General features: G+C 66.4%; 20 protein-coding genes, 2 pseudogenes and 1 CRISPR repeat array. Of the genes and pseudogenes, 9 read left to right on the top strand and 13 right to left on the bottom strand.

Features of this window, described 5'->3' with window-relative positions; all coding sequences use genetic code 11:
* Nucleotides 1-141 precede the first annotated feature (141 nt).
* The 3 genes from BMY97_RS41695 (at nucleotide 142) to BMY97_RS41685 (ending at nucleotide 1,616) form a co-directional block, all read left to right on the top strand.
* Nucleotides 142-432 carry a hypothetical protein gene (locus BMY97_RS41695; RefSeq protein WP_218157006.1) on the top strand — a complete coding sequence of 97 codons (291 nt, stop codon included), beginning with the start codon at nucleotides 142-144 and terminating at the stop codon, nucleotides 430-432.
* The gene (locus tag BMY97_RS41690; protein WP_091628649.1) at nucleotides 429-686 is read left to right on the top strand and encodes a hypothetical protein; all 258 of its coding nucleotides are present in this window, start codon (nucleotides 429-431) and stop codon (nucleotides 684-686) included. The genes BMY97_RS41695 and BMY97_RS41690 overlap by 4 nt, the downstream gene beginning before the upstream one ends.
* 75 nt (nucleotides 687-761) lie before the next feature.
* A complete protein-coding gene (locus BMY97_RS41685) occupies nucleotides 762-1,616 on the top strand; it encodes a helix-turn-helix domain-containing protein (protein WP_091628647.1) in 855 nt (284 codons plus the stop codon).
* 128 nt (nucleotides 1,617-1,744) lie between these two features.
* Here BMY97_RS41685 and BMY97_RS41680 read toward each other — a convergent pair whose 3' ends face one another.
* The 5 genes from BMY97_RS41680 to BMY97_RS41660 form a co-directional block, all read right to left on the bottom strand.
* Nucleotides 1,745-2,470 (bottom strand): ESX secretion-associated protein EspG, encoded by a 726-nt coding sequence (locus BMY97_RS41680; RefSeq protein WP_245787772.1) that lies wholly within the window; start codon nucleotides 2,468-2,470, stop codon nucleotides 1,745-1,747.
* A gap of 56 nt (nucleotides 2,471-2,526) precedes the next feature.
* Nucleotides 2,527-3,855, bottom strand: coding sequence for a hypothetical protein (locus tag BMY97_RS41675; protein ID WP_091628644.1), 1,329 nt, complete (start codon nucleotides 3,853-3,855; stop codon nucleotides 2,527-2,529).
* A complete protein-coding gene (locus tag BMY97_RS41670; RefSeq protein ID WP_091628710.1) occupies nucleotides 3,855-4,439 on the bottom strand; it encodes a DUF3558 domain-containing protein in 585 nt (194 codons plus the stop codon). Before BMY97_RS41670 ends, BMY97_RS41675 begins: the two co-directional genes overlap by 1 nt.
* Before the next feature lie 32 nt (nucleotides 4,440-4,471).
* A complete protein-coding gene (locus BMY97_RS41665) occupies nucleotides 4,472-4,921 on the bottom strand; it encodes a hypothetical protein (RefSeq protein WP_091628642.1) in 450 nt (149 codons plus the stop codon).
* A 135-nt stretch (nucleotides 4,922-5,056) separates the two neighbouring features.
* Nucleotides 5,057-5,407, bottom strand: a complete 351-nt coding sequence (locus BMY97_RS41660) for a hypothetical protein (protein WP_143086460.1) — start codon at nucleotides 5,405-5,407, stop codon at nucleotides 5,057-5,059.
* A gap of 610 nt (nucleotides 5,408-6,017) precedes the next feature.
* On the opposite strand from BMY97_RS41660, the gene BMY97_RS41655 reads away from it, so the two are divergent.
* The gene (locus BMY97_RS41655; protein WP_091628638.1) at nucleotides 6,018-6,512 is read left to right on the top strand and encodes a GNAT family N-acetyltransferase; all 495 of its coding nucleotides are present in this window, start codon (nucleotides 6,018-6,020) and stop codon (nucleotides 6,510-6,512) included.
* Nucleotides 6,513-6,743: 231 nt separating this feature from the next.
* A CRISPR array of direct repeats spans nucleotides 6,744-7,076; the repeat unit is 28 nt; unit sequence GTTCTCCCCGCGCGAGCGGGGGTGATCC.
* A gap of 233 nt (nucleotides 7,077-7,309) precedes the next feature.
* Here the strand turns inward: BMY97_RS41655 and BMY97_RS41650 are convergent.
* The 3 genes from BMY97_RS41650 to BMY97_RS41640 form a co-directional block, all read right to left on the bottom strand.
* A complete protein-coding gene (locus BMY97_RS41650; protein WP_091628637.1) occupies nucleotides 7,310-7,909 on the bottom strand; it encodes an SMI1/KNR4 family protein in 600 nt (199 codons plus the stop codon).
* Nucleotides 7,910-7,952: 43 nt separating this feature from the next.
* Nucleotides 7,953-12,194 carry a DNA/RNA non-specific endonuclease gene (locus BMY97_RS41645; RefSeq protein WP_245787771.1) on the bottom strand — a complete coding sequence of 1,414 codons (4,242 nt, stop codon included), beginning with the start codon at nucleotides 12,192-12,194 and terminating at the stop codon, nucleotides 7,953-7,955.
* 153 nt (nucleotides 12,195-12,347) lie between these two features.
* Nucleotides 12,348-13,214, bottom strand: coding sequence for a hypothetical protein (locus tag BMY97_RS41640; RefSeq protein ID WP_245787770.1), 867 nt, complete (start codon nucleotides 13,212-13,214; stop codon nucleotides 12,348-12,350).
* A gap of 467 nt (nucleotides 13,215-13,681) precedes the next feature.
* On the opposite strand from BMY97_RS41640, the gene BMY97_RS41635 reads away from it, so the two are divergent.
* The 3 genes and pseudogenes from BMY97_RS41635 to BMY97_RS41625 all read left to right on the top strand — a co-directional run.
* Nucleotides 13,682-16,801, top strand: coding sequence for an RICIN domain-containing protein (locus BMY97_RS41635; protein ID WP_143086458.1), 3,120 nt, complete (start codon nucleotides 13,682-13,684; stop codon nucleotides 16,799-16,801).
* 502 nt (nucleotides 16,802-17,303) lie between these two features.
* Nucleotides 17,304-17,846: a hypothetical protein gene (locus tag BMY97_RS41630; RefSeq protein ID WP_091628634.1), complete on the top strand. Its 543-nt coding sequence runs from the start codon at nucleotides 17,304-17,306 to the stop codon at nucleotides 17,844-17,846.
* 804 nt (nucleotides 17,847-18,650) lie between these two features.
* Nucleotides 18,651-19,163, top strand: a pseudogene (locus BMY97_RS41625) (CRISPR-associated endonuclease Cas3''); the annotation flags it as partial.
* Between the two features lie 122 nt (nucleotides 19,164-19,285).
* On the opposite strand, the gene BMY97_RS48920 reads toward BMY97_RS41625, so the two are convergent.
* From BMY97_RS48920 to BMY97_RS48915, 4 genes and pseudogenes are all read right to left on the bottom strand, one after another.
* Nucleotides 19,286-20,386 carry an integrase core domain-containing protein gene (locus tag BMY97_RS48920; RefSeq protein ID WP_091628632.1) on the bottom strand — a complete coding sequence of 367 codons (1,101 nt, stop codon included), beginning with the start codon at nucleotides 20,384-20,386 and terminating at the stop codon, nucleotides 19,286-19,288.
* A gap of 100 nt (nucleotides 20,387-20,486) precedes the next feature.
* A pseudogene (locus tag BMY97_RS41615) lies at nucleotides 20,487-21,134 on the bottom strand (IS701 family transposase); the annotation flags it as partial.
* A 218-nt stretch (nucleotides 21,135-21,352) separates the two neighbouring features.
* Nucleotides 21,353-21,754, bottom strand: a complete 402-nt coding sequence (locus BMY97_RS41610) for an Imm7 family immunity protein (RefSeq protein WP_091628630.1) — start codon at nucleotides 21,752-21,754, stop codon at nucleotides 21,353-21,355.
* Nucleotides 21,755-21,759: 5 nt separating this feature from the next.
* Nucleotides 21,760-22,305 (bottom strand): restriction endonuclease fold toxin, encoded by a 546-nt coding sequence (locus BMY97_RS48915; RefSeq protein WP_245787769.1) that lies wholly within the window; start codon nucleotides 22,303-22,305, stop codon nucleotides 21,760-21,762.
* A 117-nt stretch (nucleotides 22,306-22,422) separates the two neighbouring features.
* Between BMY97_RS48915 and BMY97_RS48910 the strand changes: the two genes are divergently transcribed.
* Both BMY97_RS48910 and BMY97_RS46565 read left to right on the top strand, forming a co-directional pair.
* Nucleotides 22,423-22,605 carry a hypothetical protein gene (locus tag BMY97_RS48910; RefSeq protein ID WP_245787768.1) on the top strand — a complete coding sequence of 61 codons (183 nt, stop codon included), beginning with the start codon at nucleotides 22,423-22,425 and terminating at the stop codon, nucleotides 22,603-22,605.
* 310 nt (nucleotides 22,606-22,915) lie between these two features.
* Nucleotides 22,916-23,203, top strand: a complete 288-nt coding sequence (locus tag BMY97_RS46565) for a hypothetical protein (RefSeq protein WP_143086457.1) — start codon at nucleotides 22,916-22,918, stop codon at nucleotides 23,201-23,203.
* Nucleotides 23,204-23,260: 57 nt separating this feature from the next.
* Here the strand turns inward: BMY97_RS46565 and BMY97_RS48905 are convergent, their stop codons facing one another.
* Entirely contained in the window at nucleotides 23,261-24,040 is a 780-nt protein-coding gene (locus BMY97_RS48905; RefSeq protein WP_091628626.1) for a hypothetical protein, read from the bottom strand.
* Nucleotides 24,041-24,241 lie beyond the last annotated feature (201 nt).

The raw sequence follows: 24,241 nt of genomic DNA, 5'->3' as shown, positions 1-24,241 counted from the left end.
ACCCGATGCGCGAGCGCCGATCTCCAGCGAATCGGCCACAGGGCCCTTGCACTGGCTAGCGTCTTACCCCGGTCAACCTCGGCCGACGTCCGTGAATTCGCCGGATAGCTTCAATGTCGCGTTCCTTAGGAGTGGGCTGCGATGACAGCGCTGATCTACATCGACCTGACGGTGATGCGTCCTGTGGTCGACGACGTGTGGCACCTGACCCAGCCGTCGGCCGTTCCAGCGCCGGGCGAGGAAATCACGATGCTGTGCGGGGAGACCGCGGTGGCCGCGTTCGTGCCGCTGAGCGAACGAACCGCGCACAGGGTGACAACGCAGTGCCCGTACTGCGACCTGGAGTACTGCAGCTCCCATGGCTACGAGATCTCGCCACACCACCCGGGCCTGGTCCCCCGAGCCAGGCCTACGAGCAGGAGTCCTCGATGACCTTGTGGCCCTACGACGAAACCGCGACCTACGTGCCACGACTCACCGGCAGGTTCCAGCCAGTCGTGCACTACTTCCGCAAGCGGGATCTTGACGATCCGGAGGTGGTATGGGTGACGCCTCAATGCATGGAGGGGCAGCCCTACCCGAGCCAATTCCACAAGGACATGGTCCAGAAGAAGGTGGGATCAGGATGGTGCCGCTGGCCCGGCTGCACCGGAAAGGAGCCGGGCGATGGGCTGGTGGATCTGTGACGACGGCACCGAAACCGACACCGACCCTGATACCGGCGAGATCATCACGGACCCGGACGAGCAAGGACAAAGAACGTGAGCAATGCGAAGGAGAAGAGGCCACCGCAGAACCTGTTCCTGAGCATCGCGCTTCGCGCGGCCCGAGAGAAGGCCAAATTCGGGGTCCGGGAATTGGGGCGGCGGATCGGGGTCAGCCCGGGACTGATCTCCAACTGGGAATACGGTTCACGCGCACCTCACCTGGTGGACGTAGGCAGCATCCTGGGCGCACTCGGCGTCGTCGGGGACGAAAAACAGCGGATCACGAATCTTGCCCGCGCCTCCGGCCCAGGCACGGTTGCCTTCGGGATTCAGGCCAACCGCGACCATCTGGCGACCACGCGCGATTGCGAAGCGCTAGCCGACAACATCAACGTCTGGCATCCCCTGCTGTTGCCAGACATCCTGCGAATCCCGGACTACTCCGAGGCTGTTCTCGTCGCCCAGGGCTTCGCCACCAAGGATGCCCGTCGGCTCGCGACCATCAGCACGGACAGCGGCAAAGTCATCATTGGCCGTGACGCTACGCCGGTCACGGCCTTCATCGGCGCAGCCGCCCTCACCGAACCCGTCGGCTCACCCGAGATCATGGGTCGTCAAATCGGGTTCCTCGATGACCTTGCGGCGACCTCGCACAGGACCACCGTGCGCATCGTGCCCGACAACATCGGCTGGCACCCTGGATTGTCCGGCCCCGTCACCCTCTTCGCCACGCCCCTGGCGACCGTCGCCTACTTCTCCCACCACGGCGCCGGATCGTTCCTCCCCGACCACGGCGGCGAGTACAGCGGCATCATCGAACGACTCGACAAGGTGGCCAAGACACCACTCGAATCAGCCATGATCATCGAAGACCTCGCCACCAAGTCTGTCCGGGCCCCCGTGTTCTAGGTGCCCGTCCCCCGAGTTTGGCCATCCCGTCGTCGCATCTCCCCCCTCTGCGACAACCCAGACAGGGTGGCCGGGCCATTCCGGCAGGCACGGTCAACCCGTGCCTGCCGGAACTGGTTAACCTGCCACTACCCGAGCGCGCCGAGGGTGAGGGTGAGTGCGTCGACCAGATGGATGCGGTGGCCGGGATAGAGATTGACCTGCGGGTGGCCATCCGGACCGTCATTGACGAAACTCAAGACCCGGCCCTCACGGGTGAAGTCGATGGCGGACAGCGGCGTACTGCGGATGCGATCCCCGGTGCCGTCGCGGGTCGCGGCGTAGAGCTGGTGAACCGCGTCCCGGTCGGCACGCATCAGGCGACGCAATTCGTCGGCCTGCTCGGAGACCTCGGTGAGCGGGTCATCGGCACCGTAGTCGCGACCGGCATCGTCGTAGTGCGCCTTCGGCACGCACAACGGCCGGATCCTGGCCGGAGAACGGGTCGGAAGCGCATCCACCAGGCTCTCGACCACGTCCCGCGGCCGGACGGCGTCGAGCTGGACCGCCTCGTGATCGGTGATCAGCCGGACCGCGTCCCGCCCGGCCTCGGCGGTCAGGATCGCCCCGCTGTCCTGCTCGCCGCCATAACGGAGGTTGCTCCAGCAGTACACCTCGCGCCGAGCCGTCGCGAGAACCCCGAGCGCGGCCCGATACTCCGGAACGAGCACACCATCGGCGAAAGCCAGTCCGAGCCCGGCCAGCGTGTCGAGGACACGCTGCCGGAACGTGGCCGTGGCGTCGTCGGTCCGGTAAGTCTGGTCCGGTTCGACCACGACCGGGAGCTCACCGAGCCCGGCCAGCTCCCAGGACATGAGGAACACGGGCCGGGGCATCCGCACCGGCCGATCGATGATGCTCACCGGCGTGTTCAGCCCCCGATGGTCGGGGGCGTGGGTGGCAACCCGGTCCGCGGATCCAGCAGCTTGCCGCCGTCATCGTCGGTCAGGCTGAACGCGGAATCATCGTCCAGGCCGTACTTGCGCTGGTGTTCCTTGTCGTCCTCGCCTTTGCCCTTGCCGCCGGCCGCACCCATGCCGCCCATGCCCGAGGCACCGCGCCCACCGGCGGCGCCACGCCCCGCGGCCGAGCCCCCCGAACCGCGCATGGCACCTTCCTCGCCGGCACCGGACTGCGCACCACCACCAGGCCCGCCGGACAGCCCACGACCGGCAGGCCCACCAACTCCACCAGATCCGGACGACGAACCACCGGAACCGAACCCGCCGGGCACGAACCCACCACCCAGCCCGGGAGACCACGACGAACCGCCCCCGGAACCCGGGGAGGACCCCGGCACCGGCAGCGGTGGCATCGAACCAGGCCGCGGTTCAGGCAACGACGGTGGAACGTAGCCCGCAGTCTGGGTACCGCTTCCGCCGGAGTGACCGCCTGTCCCAGGAGTCTCGCCCGGCGGCGTGTATCCGGCAGGCGGGGTGTGCCCGTTCGACACGGAACTACCTTCGAGTGGTGTGTGTGCCACGCCGCCCGTGCCGGTGAAATCCGATCGTGCCGACGAATGCCCGTTCGTCCCGCCGGTCGACGTGTGCTGCGAGTGCGAGGTGGCGGGATCCTGCGGAGTAATCGTGACCTGGCCATCGAAGGTGCTCAGCTGGCCGTAATCGGTCTTCAGGCCCTGACCGCTGACCTGTGCCTGCTGCGCGTAACCACGATAGCGGTCCAGATTCTCTTGTACCTGCTTGTTGTAGCTGTTGATCTGGTCCTCGGTGTCGGTGTCCCACGGCGTGGCCACGTCGAGGAAGTCCTTGTGCGGTGGGGTATTCGGCATCGGCTGCAACGCAGCCTTCATCTCATCGAACCCATGCGCCACATCCGTCAGATTCTGCGCATTGCCGGTATAGGTCTGCCCGGCGGCAGAAGAAGCATCGCCCAACGGCCGGATCCTCGCCTGGGCCGCATAAGCCCCGCCCCCGGTCCACACCGATTCCAGGCCGGTGCTCAGCTGTTGCACGTCCGAACTGGCCTCGTCATGGTCCTTCGCGATCTCGCCGAGCGAGGCCGCGCCTTGATGCCACTCGGTGGCACCCTTGCTGGCCAGAACTTTCTGGACCAGTTCTGGTGCCGGGACCGCCTGATCACCGGTATTCCCGTGCCACACGTCCGAGGCCCAATCCTCGACATCGTTGACCCGGTCGTTGAGCCACTTCACGCCGTCGCCGACCCAATCGAACATACCCATCACGAACCCGCTTTCTGCCGCAGGTTGGTGACCACCATGTCCGCCACCCGCGCCGCCAGGTCACACGGATCAGCACTGCCCTTTCTGGCCAGGCTCAGCTGCAACGTCGCACCGAACGAGAGATCATCGGCAACACCGACACCCACCTGGCAGATGTCACCAGAGTTCGCTCCCGCTTTGTCGACGTATCCGACGGCCGGAAAACCTTGGATCAGCGGAAGAACTCGCCATACTGCCGCCTGCGGCTTGGTGTTCTTGTACACGGCGCTGAGACCCTGGTGATCTTGTGTCACGTAACTCACCGAGACACTAGCGTCGGCATGCCAGTCGCAGCTTGGGCCAAGGCCAGCTGTGGAGTCAGGCTCCCCTTGTGGTGCCGTGCCGAGGATCTGTTGGAGCTGGTCCGGGGTCAAGGCGCCCTGGCAGGGATCACCGGAGAGCACGGACTCCGGGAGCGGGTGCTCAACCTTGGGGGCGCCGCTGTGCGGCAACGTCTCGCCGGTGGGCGACGACGACGGAGTATTCGTGGGGGCAGCGGCCGGTTTCCCAGAGCATCCTGCAGTCACAGCAACGGTCACAATCATGCCGGCGAACGCCGCCAGCACTCGGGAACTCTTCACGCGAATCCCTTGCCCTCGCCCGGTGTCATGTTCTTGACGTCGACTGCCGCCTCTGCGTCCGACGACTCGGTGATCCCGAGTGCCTGCTCCAGTCGGGAGGCCAGCTGAGTCGCATAGTTGTACGCAAGCTCGACCTGATCTCTGCCTCCGCCGAGCACTCCGCTGTTGTGGTCTTCACCCACCATGAGCTTGTTGTAGCCATTGCTACCCGGCTCATCCGCCGGCGGGTTCATCCGAAGCGCGTCCAGCGCTTTCCGACGCATATCGCTGTACTTGTCGCGGACGCGTTTGGCCACGACAAGCATGTTCCGTGCTTCGTCGGTGCTCATGGCGAAGCCCGGCCCCGACTGTGCAGCGCCCCCGCCGGACGCACCTCCACCGCCCCCGGCGGGTTGCTGGCCGATGATGGCGAAGTCGAGCCCTTCGAGCCAGTTCGGCCCGGCCACAGGTTGAGACACTGGATCTACCCCTCTGGTGACACCCGTTAACGCTGCAGAACGGTCCACCCACAGACTGTCTGCAAATGATGACAGTAGCGGACTGATCACCGAGCGGGAGCTACTTTCGGGGAAACGTGATCGTCAGCCCAAAGCGTCCTTGGGCAATAACGCCTGGTGACGGCGGGTCATGGCCTCGTACTCGACGTACGCGCGGGAGTTCCCCGATCCGCCGGCGGCCATCATCTCGTCGTGGGCGATGCCCTGGGCGGCGTTCACGCCGGCGACCTGCTCCATGTACTCGATCGCACGCCTTGTTTCGTCACGTCGATCGGCGAGACCAGACATGCCGCGGTCGGCCAGCTTGCCGTACAAGTCAGCGGCGTCGGCAAGAACGCCCGCTGCTTCCTGCGCCCACACCACATACAGCCGAAGGTAGTCACCGAACGTCATCGGGCTGGCGTCGCCTGCTCCGGCGTGCTCCGTCTCACCCACACCGGCATGGTGCCATGCGAATCCGGTGCGGATGGAGTATTCGTCAGACCACTTCCCACTTCCACGACGAGGTGGTCAAGAGAGAGGGATGCCGACCTCGCCACGGCGAAGCCGTGAACACGAGCGTGACCGCCCTGGACTACCGCAGAGCAGCGCAGTTCGTGCCGGAGGCAGGCCCTATCGCCACGCAGCGGCCTGCTCATCAACGTCACCATCGAGCACGACAACGACTGACGAACGGGTCCAATGTCGGCGATCTCGCCCGCTGGCCGACGAGCGCAACGGAGCAGCGTAAAGCAGTTTCCGGCAGGTAGGGCGGGCTCAGCGCACGAGGGGGAGGGATGCGCCAAGCCCGCGTGGTCGAGCGTAGCGGCCAGAAGTCACATTCCGGGCGAGCGTCGTCTTCAGCTGTCTTTCCCGGTGGCGTCCGGTCGGGCTCACCCAGGTGAGTTCCATCCCTGGACTAGTCCGTTCGATACCTCACATACTCGAACGCGTGATCGAGCTAGGTACGGTCGGTACCTCCCCGGACCCCGGCTATCCCTTTCGCTCCCCAGGCCCTCACACACGGTGTCTGAACGGCCACTTGCTCGGCCTCGCTGGTCAAACTTTGTCGTACTACCACGTCCTGGACCTGGATGCCGCGCTGTGCAACCTGTGCACCGAACTCCGGCTCGACCGGCCTGGCTGGTTCCCTCTCGACCACACCAAGGTTCGTCGCGTCGATGTGCCGCCGAAGTACCACCGCCCGATCGTCGAGCTGGTCGCGCATCCACCGGACCAGCCCGCCGGCGTCGGCTACATCGCGCTACAAATCCACGGAAGCAGCGTCGCGGACATCGACGTCCAGATGTGCGGCACCGACCAGTGCGGCGTCATCGAGCAGATCCGCGTGGACGACACCTACCGTCGCCGGCGTATCGGCACGCTCCTGGTCGCCGCCGTGCTCGCGCGCGGCCCAGGATTCCAGTGGTCGACGACGAAGGTCGACAGCTCGGCGAGCGCGCGAGCGTTCTGGGCATCCCAGCACCCCGCCGATTCAATGAGCCTTGGCAAGCCGCGCTACTGCTCGCACATGAAGATCGTAAACGGTGAAGGTCTCTAGCGCGGTGGTCTGCGTGCCTTCGCACAGACCACCTGCGCAACGCTCAACCGCGCGGCCTGGCCCGCGTGTCCAGCTCAGATCAGGAGTTCGTCCTCGCAATCCGAATCGTGGTGGCGGTGGCTGCGGCCCAACTGCCGCCAGAGCCGGCAGCGTCTCCCCCCAACCGACAACGCACCTTCGAAAGTGAATGAAAACCAGCCCTCCAACGCGTAAAGTCCCAGTTCACGAAGCGTTCTCCCCGCGCGAGCGGGGGTGATCCGCGGTGAAGGTGAGCCGCAACAGCGTCGCTCGTGTTCTCCCCGCGCGAGCGGGGGTGATCCTGCGTTGTAGCGAAATGGGTGACCACGTGGTCTGTTCTCCCCGCGCGAGCGGGGGTGATCCCTCGGCGCGATGTTGCGGCTGCTGCACAACCTCGTTCTCCCCGCGCGAGCGGGGGTGATCCGCGTGGGACGTCGTCTCCGGCGCCCCGTTCTAGGTTCTCCCCGCGCGAGCGGGGGTGATCCAAACGAAGTGGGCCGTCCTCATGCACCGTTACCGTTCTCCCCGCGCGAGCGGGGGTGATCCCGTGCGGTCACCAGCTCGGACGGCTAGATCCGGTTCCCCACACGAACGGAGATGGTCCCGCATCGACTGCGCTCGCCACCGCGGCACCAGTGGAGTTTTCCGCTCGAGCGGGGATGGTCCGGACTGACACGCGGTCTATATCTCTCGTTCGACAGTTCCCCAGCCTCGGCCGAATTTGATTCCGTCATATCCTTGCACAAATTAGACAACTTCATAAATGCGAATATCGATGACTATCGGTACTCTGCATATGGCAACCACTCACCATTTGCCAGAAGTGTCGACGGCACACGGAATATTGCGAGTTCGTGGGCGAGGTCCCAGCGGAAAATGTTATCATCGCCCGTGCCGGTGAGGACCTTCCAGATGACGTCCGTCATTGGTCCACTGTGTTCACGCCACTCACCGAGACCTTGACTGTAGTAGGCGACGCGCCACTGGTTCGGGTCTGCGGGTTCAGTGATCCAGCAGAACATTCCCCCTTGCCCGTCGTGACCCCAGGGCAGGAGCCCGCCCAGTTCCGGGAACGTCCGATAGCCTGTATCTTCGATATATTCCAGGCCTTCGTCGCCGAGAATCTCAAGGGTTCCATGAATGTCTTCGCGGATAAATTTCGCATAATCAGTTCGAGAATCAACCGGGTTCGAGACCGTAATTGCGTTACGATAACTTCCAGACGGAAATCGGTTCAGTAATTCTTTGTAGTCATCCGGGAGTGTTGTTCCGATTTCTTGCTCGACGGATTTCCAGTCGCGGCCTGGCTGGATCCGGCCGTTCCATTGGGCGACACGGGCGATCTCGTCTATCGAGTGCTGCGCGCGTGGTTGGCTCATGAGTCCTCGCTGGTTCGGTGGGTCAGTCGCACTGGTGATCTTATCAGTAGCAGCCTTTCACGACGTTCTTCGGCGAGTTACCGCCATCGATGTTTTCAATGGTGGCGTGGCACATGTAGCCGTTGTTGCCGATGACGTCGATGAAGATCCACTCCGGCACTGACGCGGCGTTGCTAGAGTACTGCGCCCAGGCGCGGTAGATGATCTCGGTGTCAGTTTTTGAGTTCAAGGCCCGCGCAGCGGCGTTCTCGACTTTCTTGACGTCAGAAAGGTTGACCCGATGGTATTCGTTGACGAGGTTGATCAACTCGTTCGGGCCGCTGAGGCGAGCGGGGACGAGATGGCCGGCGTGGAACTTGTTGCTGTCATATCCGGCGGGTTGCGGACGCTTCCCGTTGTCCTGGACAGTTTTGGTGGCGCAGACGATTCCGCTGGTCGCGCGCAGAGCCGGGTCACCGAGGTAGGTGAAGGGCTGAAGCGGTTCGTTATAGACCAAGTCTTTGGGCATGGCGCCGTTGGCGCAGTCGTCGAGTTTCTTCTTGTCTTTGGTGGGGTCGAGGCGGAGGCCGGGTGCGGGGTCGACTTTGGGGATGGGTTTGTTGAGTTCGTCTTCTTTGTCGATGACGGTGCAGGGGGCGGTTCCGGCGGTGGTGGTTGCGGTGAGGCTGCGGCATTTGAGCAGGTCGCGGACGAGGTTGCGGAGGTTGGTGGTGATGCGGCGGGCGGCGACGACGGCGTCTTTGAAGGTGCGGATGCCTTTGACGATGCGGACGGTGGCGGAGACGGCGTCGGGGATTTTGGAGAGGACGGAGACGAATTTGAACAGCGGGAGGGCGTTGACGACGGTCATGATGCAGGCGATGAAGTCGCCTTCGGTGAAGCATTTCTTGGCGTCGGTGTAGCCGATGAGGTCGAGCAGGACCTGCCCGCCCTGGTCGCTGATGAACCCGAGCAGGCCGGCGTTGGCCTTGGCGCGGTTGGCGTTGTAGTCGTCGACGCCCTGCTGGCCCTTCTGATTGCGGAGGGTGGTTTCCTCTTCCGCAGTAAGGGCGGGGACGTCGCTGTCGTCGTTGATCGCCTCCTCCGCGGCTTTGCGCTGTTCCTCTTCCTCGGCCTTGCGCAGCTCGTCCTGTAGCTGGGCGAGTTCGGCCTGGATCGCCTTGCCGTCGGCGGCCGCGTTCTTCGCGCGGGTTTCGGCGTCGCGAGCATAGTTTTCCGCGCTGGTGGCTGCGTCGTTGGCGTCGTTGGCGTGCTGCTGGGCGCGGTCGGCGGCCTCGCGGGCGGCGGCGGCGTCCTTGGCGGCTTGGTCGGCGGCGCGTTGCGCGGCGGCGGCGTCCTGTTCGGCGCGGGTGGCCGCGGCGGAGGCTTCGTTGGCGGCGCGGGTGGCGTTGTCCGCGGCCTGCCGGGCCGCGCGGGCGTCGGCGGCAGCCTGGTCGGCCGACAGCCCGGCGAGTGCGGCGTCGGCGGCGGCCTGGTCCGCGGCGGCGCGGGCGGCGCGGGCGTCGGCTTGGGCTTGGGTGTCGAGGGTGTTCGCGTCCGCGGCGGCCTGGCGGGCGCCGGCGGCTTCCTTCGCCGCGTCGGCCGCGGAGAGCTGGGCGTCGGCGGCGGATTTCGCTGCGGCGGCCGCTGAGCTGGCGGCGTCGGCGGCGGCTTGGTAGGCGGGGGCGACCTCGCCGGAGGCGTTCTTCGCCGCTTCGGCCGCCGCGCGGGCTTGGGCGGCGGCATCGGTGGCTGCCTTCTGGGCGGCGTCGACCTGGCTGGTGCCGGTGTCCTTCGCCCGGTTGGCGACGATCACCGCGAAGTCGGCGTCGATGTCGGTGTCGGCGAACGGTGTGGCGGTCCCGATCGCGGTGTCGGCGGGGTTGGCGATCCCGGACGCGGACTGCACCGCCCCGGCCGCGGCGCGGGTCGCGATGCCGGCCTGGGTGGCGGCGGTCGCGGCTTCCACGGCGGAGGCGTTGGCCTCGTCCTGGGTCCGCTGCGCCGCCTCCAACGCCTGCGCGGACTTGACTGCGGTCTGTTGTGCCAGGTCTGCGGCGTTGCGGGCGTTCTGCGCCGCCTGGGCTTCCGCGGCAGTGGCATCCGCGGCCGCGGCTTGGGCCCGCAGCGCGTCCTGGTGGACGAGCGCGGCCTCGGACTCGGCGCGGACCGCGTCCTGGTTCGCACGGGCGGCCGCGGCCTGCGCCTGATCGGCGGCGTCGCGGGCGTGCTCGGCGGCAGCCTGCGCGCCATCGGCCGCGGCACGAGCCTGCGAGGCGGCGGCCTGCGCGCGATTGGCGGCGGCGCGGGAGTTGCTCGCGGCGAAGTTGGCCTGGATCGCAGAGGTGCGGGCACTGGCCGCGGCCGCACCGGCGGCATCGGCATCCCCGCGGGCCTGGCGTGCCGCGGCGGCGGCCTGATCGGCGTCAGTGCGGGCCTGGTGCGCAGCGGCCCACGCCCGGTCCTTGTCACCTTGGGCGACCTCGGCCATGCCCTGGGCCTTCTGCGCGAGTGCTTCCAGGACCTGGGCCTTGCGGTTGAGGGTGTCCGCGGACTTCATCGCCTCGGCGGCGCGGTCGCGAGCGTCGTTGGCGCCGGCTTCCTGGGTCTGGGCGTCGCGGTCGGCGTCGAACGCGATCTGCTCCTGTTTACGGGCGTCTTTGCTCCGGTCGGCGGCGACCTGTTCCTGCTGCTGGGCGTCCCCGCGCCGCTGCGAGGCGATCGCGGCCTGGGCGTCGGCGTCCCGGCGTTTCTGGCCGGCGATGTTCGCCTGCTGCACGGCGATGTCGCGTTGCCGCGCGGCCTCCTGGGCCTTCGCTTCGGCCTCGGTGCGTTTGGCGGCGGCTTGCTGGCGCCAGGTTTCGGCTTCCTGGCGTTTGGCCGCGGCGGTGTCACGCTCGCGTTCGGCCGCCGCGCGGGCGTCCTTGACATTCTGCGCGTGCTGCTGCGCGTCATGCAGCGCGGCGAGCGCGTCGGCGTGGGACTGCTTCGCCCGCAGCGCCGCGTCCGCCGCCGCCGTGGCCTGGTCGGCGGCGGCCTGGGCCAACTGCCGTGCGGCGGCGGCGTTGGCTTCGGCGTTGGCGCGCCACTGCCGGGCGTTTTCCTCGTGGGCCTTGGCTTTCTCGGTGGCATCGGTCGCGGCGGCGTCCGCGGCGATCGCGTCGACGGCGTGCGAGGCGGTGTCGCTGGCCTGTTTCGCCGCGGTCGCCGAGGCACCCATCGCCTGCACAACCTTCGCCCACTCGGCACCGTGGGGCATCCCGTTCTGCACCAGCAGATTGGCCTGCGCGACCGCCGCGCCCGCGGCGGCCTGCGCGGCCTGGGCGTCGGTGGCGGCGTGGGCGACATGGCGGGCGACGTCGTCCTTGGCCCGCTGATACAGCTCCGCGTGGTAGGTGTGCCCGGCCTGGTCCGCGGCCAGCGTCTTCGCCGTATCGCGGGACACGTTCGCGGCCATCGTCATGTCGTCGGCGGCGCGCTGCAGGGCCCGCACACCATCGGCGTGAGCGGCCAGCAGGTTCCGGCGCGCGGTCATCGCCCGCGCGGTGCGCTGCGCCAGGTCCGCGGCAGCTTCGGCTTCCTTGCGTTGACGCTCGAGGTCCTGCAGGTGCTTCTCGCGTGCGTCGGCGTCCCGTTTCGCGGCCTCCAGGTAGCCGGTGGCCAGGAACTGCGCGATCGCCACGTCGCCTTGGGCCAGCGCGGCTTTCGCCGCCGCGGCCACTTCCGGTTCGCCGCGGTCGGCGACCATCTGCACGTGCGCCCGGCGGCGATCCTTGAGTTCCTGGTCGTAGGCGTTGTTCTTGCGGTCCTGCTCGGCGGCGATGTCGCGTTCGTAGGCCAGGAAATTCTCCCGCGCCCGGGCATCCCCCTTCAGCGCCCGGTCCACCGCGGCGTTGAACACCGGCCCGCCCTGACCGGCCAGCGGCTCGATCTGCGCCCGGTTCGCGGCGTCGGCGTCGGCCTTCCGCTTCGCCGCTTTGGCTTTCGCGTCCTGCTGGCCGTGAGCGAAGAACGCGTCGATCGCGCCAGTGTCCCCGGCGTCGGTGCGGCGCAGCGTGTCCCGCGCCGCCTCCCGCACCTCCTCGTCCTCGTCCTGCGCGGCAATATCGGAGAGCAGATCCCGCTGCAGCTGCTTGAGCAGCGCCGCGTCGTCCGGGTCGTCAGCGGGCGCGGCCGTCTGGGCGTTGTTCGCCGCGGCCGGCTGCTTCGCCTCTGCCTGCCACTGCCCTGCCGCCGCGCGGGGTGCGGCCCCGGCGACCGCGGTGGCGCCTTCCCCGGCCGTGCCCGCCAGCAGTGTGGCGGTCACTGCGACGACGATTCCCTGACGCCACAACGGTCTCAGCACGATCGCTCTTCTCCGGTTCCGGAACACTCCGCTCACAACACACGCACCCCATCAGGTCGGAAAGCGCACGACAAAGGAACACGGCCTAAGCCGCGCAGGTCAGGGAAATCTGGGTCAGGCCGGGCCGGTCATCCGGTCGGCGCCGGCCTGGGCCTGGGCCGAGACATCGGTCCAGTGCCGGGACTGCCCGGTGGCGAAGGTGTCCTCGCCGGTCCAGGCAGAATGGTTCTTGTCGGCCGAGGCGGTGATCGCGGTCCAGACCGGGTCGGTCTGGCCGCGGTAGCGGTCGGCGACCGTCTGCCAGTACCGGGCCTGCTCCGCGCACAGCCGCTGCTCGGCCTCCCACCCTTGCCGGGCCGCGTCCGCCCGGTCCTTGCTCGTGGCCCACGCCCGCGCGGCGACCGCGCGGGTCTGCTCCGCCGCGGCACCACTGGCCGCCAGTGCTTCCCGCTCGGCGTCCTGCGCGTCGGCGATCAGGCCGGGGATCAGCGCGAGGTAGCGCATCCCCGCTTCCTGGCTGCGCTGGCGGAAGAACTCCACATCCAACTCCGCCGCCGCCATCCAGTCGCTGGCGTAGAACTCGCGGATGTCGGCGTCCGTGCTGCCCTGGCGCAGCGCGTGCTGCGCAGCCAGCCGCACCTGCTCCCCCGGATCACTCGAGGCGAGCAACGCGACGACGTCACGGTCGGCCTGCGCGATCACCTGCCGATGCTGCTCATCAGCCTCACGTGCCTGCAGGTCACGCGCTTTCGCCTCGGCGAAACCGGTGCGGGCGAACCACTCCCGGTCCGCGTCACTGCCCTTCAGCACCCGGTCCGCCGTCGCGTGCACCAGCGGCGAGTACGCCGCGCTGTAGGAGACCAGGACCCGCTGCGCGAAATCCCGGTTCCGGGCAGTGCCCTGCTGGGCCCGGCCGCGGGCCTCGGCGAACCCGGTCAGCACGAACGCCTTCAACGCCGGCTCACCATCCGCCGAACGCATCGCATTCCATGCCGCCACTCGGACTAATGCCTCCGAGTGATACAGCGCAACCTGCCGCACCATCGGATACCAGACAGAATCCTCAATACCCGACACACGCATCGCAGACATTAGAGAACTGCCGCCCGGAGCGGCTACGGAATCCGTAACACTCGTCGTAACCAGCAATGTTGCCACCGCGACACCGGTGACAAGAGCGCGCGAAACCACCCAGTCCCCCTTTACATCCCCTAGACCGTGGGCTCACACAAGCTTGATCAGATTGGCAGCAAAACCCCCACAAAAGCCACCATAGTGACGACGGTCACACCATGTAACGCGTCTTTGGGTATCGCCGATAAGTCGATCGGTAAAGTTTCTATTACCCGCACGGCGCCTGCCTTTCTCGGACGTCGAGCATTCTCATTTCCGCGCGCCTCAGGCGCGCTTTTCTGCTATGTGCTGTTCTCTGAGCAGGGGGAATACTGTTGAGACGCTCGAATCGGTTTTCCGCACTACCCGGGGAATGGCCGCGCCGGCGCGCAGCGCGCGCCGCGGCCGTCCTCCTCATCACCGGCATCGTCGGTACCGCGGCACCGGCCCTCGCGGCCGCCGCCCCGCGCACCGCCACCGGGACCAGCGCGGCCACGAGCCAGCCGGCCGCACGACAGGCGGATGCCGGTGACCCGGACCTGCGGCTGGCTGTGGGAGGGGATATGACCCCGGCGCCGGCCAAGCCCGCGACACCGGCGGCGCAGTCCTCGGACGTGGACAAGGGCAACGCGGCAGCGCTGCTGGGCATCGTCGCCGGTCCGGAGCTGCTGATCCTGTCCGACCGCGGCTTCGTCTCGGCGATGTACCGGGCGGCCGACGACCTGGACAAGGCGCGCCCGCTCGAGCCCGAGCACCAGAGGGTGCGGGAACGCGCGATCGACGCGATCATCGCCGGCGACGACGCGACCACCACCTACATCAAGACCGGCATGGCCGCCGCCAACGTCGCCGACCAGAAGATCGTCACCGACCGGCGCGAGCAGCAACGCATCGAACGTGAGGCCAAGGTCCGGGCCGCCGCGCAGATCAGCACCACCGTCACCGACACCGACCTGGCCAAATCGGTCTACGACTTCATCGTCCTGCTCGACCTCAAAGCCGACGACCACAAGGACACCGCCGTCAAGACGGCCGCCCGCGCAGCGCTGAAGAGCAACGCGGACGACCAATGGCGCTTCCTCACCGACGGCATCATCGCCGAGCACGCCAAAGACACCCAACGGCTGGTCGACGAGGACACCAGCCGCACCGAAGCCGAAAAAGCCGAAGCCAAAGCCCGCGCGGCCCGCGTCACCGCCGCCTACTACGCACTGGGCCTCAGCATCACCACCGACGACCCCCTCGCGAAGCTGCCCGACCAGAACTTCCTGCGCGAAGTCCTCAAACGAGCACCAAAAGACACCGAGGTCTACACCGCCGCCTACGAAGCGCTCCTCAGCACCGCACCGGCCGACTGGAAAGCCTACGTCGACACCGGCGCCCAAGCCGCATGGCAGCGCGACCTCGACAAGGACATGAAGAAAGCCGACGACGAGAACATCAAGGCCATCACCGAGATCCGCACCCGTGCCGCCAAGAGCACTGTCCACCCCGACCTCGTCGCCGCGGCCGATGCCGCGCTCGCCGGCACTCCCCTCGACCGAGGCCGATTCGTCGCGACCGGTCAGAACCAGCATCAGAACCAGACCATCCGCACCGTCGGGTGGTTCACCGGTGACGACTCCTACATCACCGACGCCGGCACCAGCGCCACGCTGGTCACCTGGACCCAAGGCAACCACCCGGAAATGACCTGGAAGATCGGCGCCGGGCTCAGCGACCCGAGCTGCTTCTCCTTCGAATCCACCACCCACCCCAACTCCTACCTCCACTGGCGCCCACCCACGGACGGAAACCGCGCCTACGCCGACATCGCGCCTACCGACGGCACCGACAAATTCCGGCAAGAAGCGACCTGGTGCGTCAAACCCCTCAACGAGGATGGTTCCAGATCGGAAATCCACCCGATCGGCGCACCGAATGCCTACCTCTTTCTCCCCGGTGCCCACGATCCCAACCCCAATCCGATCAATGCCCAGCTCTGGAGTTTCGACGCACCGCAAGCACCGACACCGTTCGACCGGCGCTACAAGGCAGAGAAGGACCTGCAGACCCGCCTGGGCAAGCCGGTCGGTGACCCGGTCCTCACCGCCGGCAACACCGGCTACCGCATCTACGAGAAGGGCCGCCTCTACCTGACCTACGACAAGGACAAGCGACCAGTCGTCGCAGACGTCTACAACGGTCCAGCACTCGACAAGCTCATCGCCTTCTTCGGCGATTCACTGCTGCAGCAACACATACTTGGTCAGCATGACGACCAGGATGAACCCGGCGGACAGCAAATTGTCGTTATCAGGCCGGCGGACCGACTTGCACTCCAGATTCTCTGGACTGCCCAGACCGGGGCCCACGAGATCCACGGCCAAATCTCCATCACCTGGGATCACAACACGCATTTTGATGTTGGCTATCCGACCACCGACACAACCTCCTCACCCACCGGCGGTGCGGTCTACAACCGCTTCGCGCGCGGCTCGATCTACTGGATGCCCGGCATCGGCACCCGCGTGGTGTCCGGGGAGATCCACAAGAAGTACGCCTCGCTGAACTACGAGAGCGGCCCGCTCGGCAACCCCGTCACCGAAGCCACCCCCTTCGGCACCAATGGCGGTATCGTCCAGCGGTTCGACGGCGGCTCGATCTACTACACCTCCGCCGGCGGCGCCATGGTCGTCTACGGCGACATCGCCCGCAAGTACGCGGAATTCGGCAACGAGACCGGCAGCCTCGGCTACCCCGTCTCCGACACCACCACCGCTGCCGACGGCAAGGGCCAGTACGTCACCCTCAGCAACGGCGCCGCGATCTACTGGTCAGCCGCCACCGGAGCGCACGCCGTCTACGGCACCATCCGGCTCAAGTGGAACGAACTCGGCGCCGAGAAATCCTTCCTCGGCTACCCGACCAGCGACGAACTCCCACTGCCCAAGGGCCGGCGCACCACCTTCACCGGCGGCCGCATCGACTGGAGCAGCGAAGGCGGCGCCACCGTCGCCTACTCCACCGTCCCCGTCACCGCGAAAGCCGTCGAGTTCAAGGGCATCCAATCCGGACGCTGCATCCAGATCGCCGGCGCCGGCAACGACGCCCTCGCCGACTTCGCCGGCGCCGAACTGTGGGACTGCAGCACCACCGCACCCAAACAGATCTGGGACGTCGTCGACCTCGGCAGCAACACGTACGCCTTCAAAAACCGCAACTCCGGAAAATGCCTCGACCTGTACGACGCCGGCGCAGGCAACGGAGCAAACATCGCCCAATACACCTGCCACTACGGCGCCGCCCAGCAATGGGAAATCACCACCGCCCCCGGCAGCGCCATAGCACTCCGCAACATCGCCTCCGGCAAAGTCATCGAAGCCGCCGGCAACCAAACCGGAAACGCCACACTAGTCCAGCAATGGATGGACCTCCTCCACCCCAACCAGCAATGGACCATCATCCCCGTCTAACACCATGACACCACGAGAGCCGGGCGCCGCCGACACATTCGACGACGCCCGGCTCTCGCTAACCGGATGACAAGACGACAGACCTCCCCCACCGACCCGCCAAACCGGTCAGAACGAACATGACCTACTACGCGACGGAACATCCCAATCTCCGGACACCGGTAGGGCACCGGCGAGCGACATCGTCCCGACCCCGTCCTCGGGCAGCGAGGCATCCGCTCGGTGGGCCGCGGTTCGACACCGTCACCGACAGCCGCTGCCCGGCGATCCTGCGCACCTCCGGCATCTGCCGCAGTTCCCGCTGATTGCCACCGGAGCGACTCTGCCCGATAACGAAACCTCCAGCCCCTGCGGTCTCACCTCGATTCCTCCCGAGATGCACGTTCTGCGGTCGGGCCAGTTGTGCTGCAGGTAAATTCTTCACGGATTCCTGCGAAGGTCGGTGGCGTTTGACCCGGTCGTGTCGGATGCTGTGGGCACTGATCCTGGGGAAGGAGCTTCGATGTCTCAACTTTCGCGGTTCGCGGTGCCTGCCATCATGGTAGCCGGTTCGCTGTGCCTGGTCATGCCGGCCGCGCACGCCACCACCGTCACACGTGCGACGGCGCCGGCGGCGAGTTGTTCGCAGTCCTACCTGCCGCTGCCGGACCCGGCCTGTACTCCGGGCGCGACGAACCCGGATGTCACCCAGGCCACGATCGGGTCGACGATCTGCGTGTCGGGCTGGACCGCCACGGTCCGCCCACCCACGTCCTACACCAATGCGTTGAAGAAGCAGGGCATCGCCGACTACGGCTACAGCGACACGAACATGAGCGACTACGAGGAAGACCACTTCCTCCCACTCGAAGTCGGCGGCGCACCGCGGGACCCGAAGAACCTCTGGCCCGAACCGCATGCCGGCAACGAAAACTCGCGCAGCAAAGACTCGGTCGAGAACGCGGTGAAGAAGGCCGTCTGCGCGAAGAAAGCCACCCTGTCTGCCGCGCAGCACGCCCTGCTCACCGACTGGACCACCGCCGAATCCGTCCTCGGCATCAGCTGACCACCGGCCATCGCGGCAACCGACAACACGGCACACCCGTGCCGTCCGGACCACGCCGAGCCGGGGCGATCAGGTGACGTCAGAACCGCAGCACAGGTTCCAGCGGGAGGATTCGCCGGGTGCGCGAGGAACAGGTGCCGGTGCGGATCACCTGAACATGCCTGACCGCGGCCAGCACCGGGTTCCTCAGGATCCGAATCGTGGTGGCGGTGGCTAGGAGCCAACCGCCGTCATGTCTGGCAGCGTCTACCCTTGACCGACAACGCGCTTTCGAAAGTGAATGAAAACCAGCCCTCCAACGCGTAAAGTCCCAGTTCACGAAGTGTTCTCCCCGCGCGAGCGGGGGTGGTCCTACGTCCACCACTGCGATCCAGGTCCGTCGTCCGTTCTCCCCGCGCGAGCGGGGGTGGTCCCGCGTTGCCGACCCGGTCGAGGTCGACCTGACTGTTCTCCCCGCGGGAGCGGGGGTGGTCCCGCGCCTGCTGCTCCTGGTTTGTGACGGCACGCCGTTCTCCCCGCGCGAGCTGAGGTGGTCCCCGCGCCGCGGTCTACGGTCTGCGCGTCCCGGCTTTCTCCCCGCGCGAACGGGGTCGTCCCTCGGTCAACCCAAGGCAGTCGCGGCCAGCGAGTTCTCCCGCGCGGGCGGGGGTGGTCTTAGCTACCCGTACGCCGGCCATCCGGTCTGTCGTTACCACGATCGGGTGCGCCCTGGTACGGGGTGTAACACAGCCAGAGCGCCTGGCGTCTTTCCTGCTTGTGACGCCGTTGTGGTCACCGTAATCAGGGGAGGGGTTGTTCGTCGGCGTGGTGGATGTCGGTGTGGTGTGGGCGAAGTCCGTGCTGGATGCGCATGGGCGGACGACGCACTGGTTGCCGTTGCGACAACATCTGGATGATTCCGGTGGAGTGGCCGGTCTGTTGGTGGACGAGTGGCTGTCCGAGCAGGTGACCGCGCGACTGGTTCACGAAATCCCTGGCGATATCGAGGGTGTACGGGCGCTGGTAGTGTGGCTGGCGCGGGTGCATGACGTCGGGAAGGCGAGTCCCGCGTTCGCGGTACAGGTGCCGATCTTGGCGGATCGGATGCGGCACGCCGGTCTGGTGGCGTCGTCGGCTCTGTTGACTCATCCGCGGCGGAGCCAAGTGAACCATGCCCTGGTCGGGCATCTGGTGGTACGCGATCATGTTCTCGCCGTATGCGGTCCGGGCGACAAGGTCATCGCCGAGCAGTTGGGCAGTGTGGTGGGCAGTCATCATGGTGTTCCGCCGGAGATGACGACGCTGCGCGAAGCCGAGGACTATCCCGAGCTCGTCGGCCACGACGCGTGGGCGTCGGCGCGGCAGTTCTTCCTCGACCGGGCGTCGGCGGATCTCGATCTGGCCGGCTACGGCGGGGTGCGGTTGAGCAGTGCGCGTGCCGAAAATCACGTCCGTGCAGGTCAAGCGACCTGTCTGTACTCATGGAGGACTCCGCCGAGTCGGTCCTGCCGACGTATCACGAGGCGTTCGATCCCCTCGGATTCAAGGGCCTGGGGCCGTGCTCGCAGGGGCGCCGCGACGGCTAGCGACCGGTGTGTTCGATGCTGGTTGTAGTGCCACTCGTACTCACGAAGCGCATGCCGGAGGTGAGTCTCGTTCCAGATCAACGTGCGGTCCAACAATTCGGCCCGCAGCGTCTTCACCCAGCGTTCCATGATCGCGTTCATCCGTGGCATCCGGACACCGGTGCGCACAGTGGTGATCTTGGCGTCGCGGAGGATCTCATCGATCAACGCGGGGTACTTGGCATCGCGGTCGCGGATGAGGAACCTCACCCGCGCGACACCTCCCGCATCCGCTAGGTCCATCAACAGATTGCGGACAGCTTGCGTCACCCAGGCATGGGTGGGGTGCGCGGTGGTACCCAGAACGCGGACCCGCCGGCCCGCGTGGTGGATGGCAGCGAGGATGTACTGGCGCTGCCCGGTAAGGGTGACGGTCTCGATGAAGTCCATCGCCAGGATCGCCTCGGCCTGGGACCGCAGGAAGTCAGCCCACCTGACCGTCGCCCGTTGCGGGGCCGGATCGACACCGTCGGTCTTGAGGATCTCCCACACAGTGGAGGGAGCAACTTTAACACCGAGCAGGGCGAGTTCGCCGTGGATGCGCCGGTAGCCCCAGGAGGGGTTCTCGGCCGCAAGACGGAGAACGAGGCGACGGATCGAGGTGAGAGTACGCGGACGCCCAGGCCCTCGGTTCACGCTCACGCGGGCGTGACGGTGTTTCAGTAGGTCGCGATGCCACCGCAGCACCGTGTCTGGGCTGACCATGAGCCGGAGCCGACGCAACACTGCACGCGACAGCGGCACCAGCAACATGGAGAGGAACATCCTGTCCTCGGGCCGAAGTCGCGGGCGGTGGTCACCGAGCTGTCGTTGCAAGATGGTCAGTTGATGGCGCAGGGCGAGGATCTCGACGTCCTTCTCGCGGTCGGTCATCGACAGGAGCCGCAGCGCCGCGAACACATGGACAACGGCGAGATAGACGAAGCGAACCAGCACGACACGCGATCATGCCGGACCACGAGCGGTCACCCGCCGATGACCCTTGACCTGCACGGATGCATTATCGGCACGTACAACGTGAGGTGCCGGCCGTGGCGGGGATGGTCTGGTTGCGGGCCACTGCCACGACGTAGCTGATGCGCCTGGTTTCCAGCCAGGTGCGGAACTTGTAGTCCTTGCCGTAGGCCTCGTCGGCGGTCACCCAGGCCGCGGGGACACCGGCATCCAGCGCCCGGGCGAGCATGTTCTGCGCCAGGACGGTCTTCGTGGCGAACTCGACCTCGTCGGGCACGCAGGCTTCCTGGCACCGTTCCCGGTCACCGGCCCAGGACTTCGGCAGGTACAGCTCGCGGTCGATCAGGGTGCGTCCTTTGCTTGTGGCGTATGCAAGAAACACACCCAGCTGACAGTTCTCGATCCGCCCCGCGGTACCCGAATATTGACGCTGCACGCCAGCGGAGCGGGTGCCCTTCTTCAGGAATCCGGTCTCGTCGACCACGAGAATGCCGTCGCGTTCGCCGAGGTGTTCCATGGCGTAGGCCCGCACGTCATCACGGACTCCGTCGACGTCCCAAGAGGCAGCGTTGAGCAGACGCTGCATCCCGTCAGGGGTGGCGTCACCGGCGGCTTCGGCCAAGGTCCAGCCGTTCTTCCCCGCCAATGGCGCCAACAGGCCACGCACGTAGGCACGGGCACGGCGTCGCGGCTCGACCCGGGTGAAACGGGCCGCGACCCGCGCGAACAGGTCATCCTTGCACTCCCGGACTGCACGGGAACCAAAGAACTGCCCCGGAGATCGTCGGTCTCCTCACCGTCGGCGGGGTGGCCGTGCTCGACGCCCGTTGCCGGTTGGTGTCCCGGCGCGTGCAGCTCTGAACGGCGGCGAGCTCTGACCCGCCAGAGTCGCAAAGGCAGAACGGTGACTTCGAGGCCTCGATCCCCGCGCCGGATCGATCGGACAGGTCAATCTTCGACGACCGGCTGAACCGGCGAGAGAAACGGGTCCAATCGGACAGTAATCTCACCTCGTGCCATGACCCGAACCCGATAGCCGCCCTGCCCGGGTGGGCTTTCCATGTCCTCCGCCTGTTCATATAAGAGGCCCCACGATCCGGGAAGCTGCCGGGCGACGTACTCCAAGAGTTCAGTCAGCTCACGCTCTTCATCTCTGCGGCGATTGGGTGCGCCGTTCACCAGCAAGAGGTGCTCGCCGTTGAACACCTTCAGCGCCGCTTCGCCGGATGCCCAATCAATTTCGGCAACTCGATCGCGGACACCCTTGAGCAAATCATCGAACTTCTCCTCTCCGAATTCGATTTCTTTCGGAGATTCTGACAACTGGAACCAGCCATGGAATTCATACATTCAGCTCACCCGAGAGGTCCGATTTTGACAACAGGATCGATTCCATACCGTCGGCCATACTCTGCAATCTTGGCCAGAACTTCAGGGTCCGGCGGAACCTCAAAGTGAAAGAATGGAATTCGACCAGACTGCTTCGCGAATTCGAATGTCATCCTGGCCTGATTGCGGAACTTGCTGCCCATTTTCACTCTAGTGGACTTGGTTTGAGCCACGTAAAGGTCACTGATCGCGTCGAACTCCCGCCCGTCCGGATCGTTGGCGAACTTGACCCGAGAGACACCGCCGAGCTTCGCTGCCAGTTCATCTGCGGCTGCGTCAGGCTTGTTGACCTGGCTGAGGGCACCCAGTCCTCCATTGATGCACTCGTCTCCGTCGTTGTTGTGCACCAGGACAGGTGCACCGCCGGTCTCGATGTAGTACGTATGGAGACCGTTGATCGTAAGGTTATATGTACGTCCGTTGCCGGCGTAACGGCGGTTCGCCACGACGGTGACGTACCGGTCGTGGGTGCTGTCGAGTTGAATCCCGGGAACCAGCGCCGCAGTAGGCACCCAGGTGTGTGAGGTGCCGTCCCAGAAGAGGTGGTGCGCAGTTGCCGTGATCCGGGTGGAGCCACTGGGCGTGGAGACTGTGAGGTCGTCGAAGTCGGTATGTCCACAGTAGGCCCTGTGAGACCCTCGCGGGCAGGTTCGAGCGATGATGGCCCCGAGCGGCGGCTGCCGCTGAGGTGGCTCGTCATCGCGCTCCTCGCCGGGCTGGCCGCTGTCGCGAGCTATCCCGTCGGCGGGGCGGTCGCCGCGATCGGTGCGGCAACCGCAGTCGCCGCCGCGCTGCACAAGATGATCGACTGATCGTCGCCTCCTTCGGGCTGATCCTGCCGGACGGCCCGAAGGAGGCTTCCCGAGTGCCGATGGGCCCACACTTGTCGCCTCTACGCCAAGCTGTCTCGATGCTGACCGCGCTCATCTCGGCCTCCGCAACGCTGATCGGCGTCGTCCTGGGCTTCCGCGGAACCCTCCACGTCCAAAACGCAACGCGCTCGCCGATCAGCGGCGACGGGTCGCCGACACCGCGCGCGAAGCTCCCGCAGCCGCCGGCGAACTCGAAACCGCGCTCGAGGCCAATCGCATCCAGTGGCAGACCTGGCGCAACACCTGGCCGGTGCTAGCCATCGCCGCGGCCGACGTCCTCGCCGCTGGCGGTGACTGGGTCAAAGCAGCACCGTCGATGTTCCGCGTCGTGAACCAGTTCCGCCGCGATCGCGACGAAGCCGCCCGAACAGCGCTCGCCGCGCTATCAGCACGCCTGATGACCGCGCTGATAGCGACGTCAATGCTGGACGAGCCGCAACTGCGAGCTTCAGCTGACGAACTCCGCGGAGCTATCGTCGAGTTGCTGCGTCCAGCGACGAACGTCGCAGATCGTCAACGTCAGGCCGCCAATCTCTGACGCGGCGCAAGCTCAGACACAGTCTCCAGAACCCGGCACGACACCTCCCCCGGTTCGTCATTCCGCTTGCGCGGAGTGCAAGGAACCACTTGACCCCGGGACAGGCCGCGCAGCCCAGGCAAGGCGCCGCGAACGAGCCGCCCCGACCCTGAGTCGCTTCCGCAGCGTCTCCGCCGAGATATGACGCTGGTGCTGCTCCCAGTGAAGTGCCTCCTCCTCTCTCGCGCGATCCAACAGGTCATCCTCGACAGCCAGCCCCTCATCCCGAGAACACGAACTCGGCCGTTCCTCCAGCCCGCTCTCGACGTCGTCACCCGCAGCGCCGACCGGCACAGACCCAACCGTCTCGTGCTCGCCGAGCGGGGAGTCATCCTGGACACGAACGCGCCCAGATACCCGATGTGCCCCGATCATGGCCTGGAGGAGACCAGGGCCGACCTCACCCCACCCGATCAGAAGCAGCGGTCCAACGGCGTCGAACGCAGCCTTTCCGTACTCTCGCGCTACGAGTGGATCTGCAACGTTCAGCGCCAGGGTGACGGCACTGGCAAAGATCAGCAGCATGCGAAGTGGACGGAGTACGTCCGCCTTGGCGCCCCGGACCACCAGGTACCGGGTGCCTAGCAGGATCCCGAGAATGGTCAGGTCAACCGCGGGCGCGACAAGCGGTGCAACCCAGACAGGTACGCCCAGCCTCAAGGCAAGGCTGAGAACGTTGCCGAAACCGAACAGGAACGTCAGCCCCACGACCGTGCCCATGATCACCGTGACTGCCCGCACGACTGCGGCAGGCTTCGAGGTCTGTGGAGCCTCCGAGTCCAACCCCCCGGCGGCCATCAGCCACCACCCACAGAGTCACCGACCCGAAAACTGCCCTCGATCACCAGCAACCCGCTCGAAACCCACAAGTCAGGCGCGGAACCGTCTGCATGCTGCCCTGCCGAGGATTCGAACCTGCGACCAACATCAGATGATCGAGGATGGCCGCCTCCAGCTTCACACCTCGGCCCCATGAAGCAACACGCAGCACCCACGAAC

It is taken from the genome of Amycolatopsis saalfeldensis (assembly GCF_900110575.1).
Taxonomy (GTDB): Bacteria; Actinomycetota; Actinomycetes; order Mycobacteriales; family Pseudonocardiaceae; genus Amycolatopsis; species Amycolatopsis saalfeldensis.
The sequence above is the reverse complement of the archived record's forward strand: the minus strand, read 5'-3'. Positions and strand labels throughout refer to the sequence as shown.

Excerpts from the sequence above, each read along its gene's own strand:
- BMY97_RS41695 (WP_218157006.1), top strand. The coding sequence starts at position 142 with ATGACAGCGCTGATCTACATCGACCTGACGGTGATGCGTCCTGTGGTC.
- BMY97_RS41690 (WP_091628649.1), top strand. The coding sequence starts at position 429 with ATGACCTTGTGGCCCTACGACGAAACCGCGACCTACGTGCCACGACTC.
- BMY97_RS41680 (WP_245787772.1), bottom strand. The coding sequence starts at position 2,470 with ATGTCCTGGGAGCTGGCCGGGCTCGGTGAGCTCCCGGTCGTGGTCGAA.
- BMY97_RS41675 (WP_091628644.1), bottom strand. The coding sequence starts at position 3,855 with ATGGGTATGTTCGATTGGGTCGGCGACGGCGTGAAGTGGCTCAACGAC.
- BMY97_RS41670 (WP_091628710.1), bottom strand. The coding sequence starts at position 4,439 with ATGATTGTGACCGTTGCTGTGACTGCAGGATGCTCTGGGAAACCGGCC.
- BMY97_RS41650 (WP_091628637.1), bottom strand. The coding sequence starts at position 7,909 with ATGAGCCAACCACGCGCGCAGCACTCGATAGACGAGATCGCCCGTGTC.
- BMY97_RS41640 (WP_245787770.1), bottom strand. The coding sequence starts at position 13,214 with ATGCGTTCGGCGGATGGTGAGCCGGCGTTGAAGGCGTTCGTGCTGACC.
- BMY97_RS41630 (WP_091628634.1), top strand. The coding sequence starts at position 17,304 with ATGTCTCAACTTTCGCGGTTCGCGGTGCCTGCCATCATGGTAGCCGGT.
- BMY97_RS41610 (WP_091628630.1), bottom strand. The coding sequence starts at position 21,754 with ATGTATGAATTCCATGGCTGGTTCCAGTTGTCAGAATCTCCGAAAGAA.
- BMY97_RS48905 (WP_091628626.1), bottom strand. The coding sequence starts at position 24,040 with ATGGCCGCCGGGGGGTTGGACTCGGAGGCTCCACAGACCTCGAAGCCT.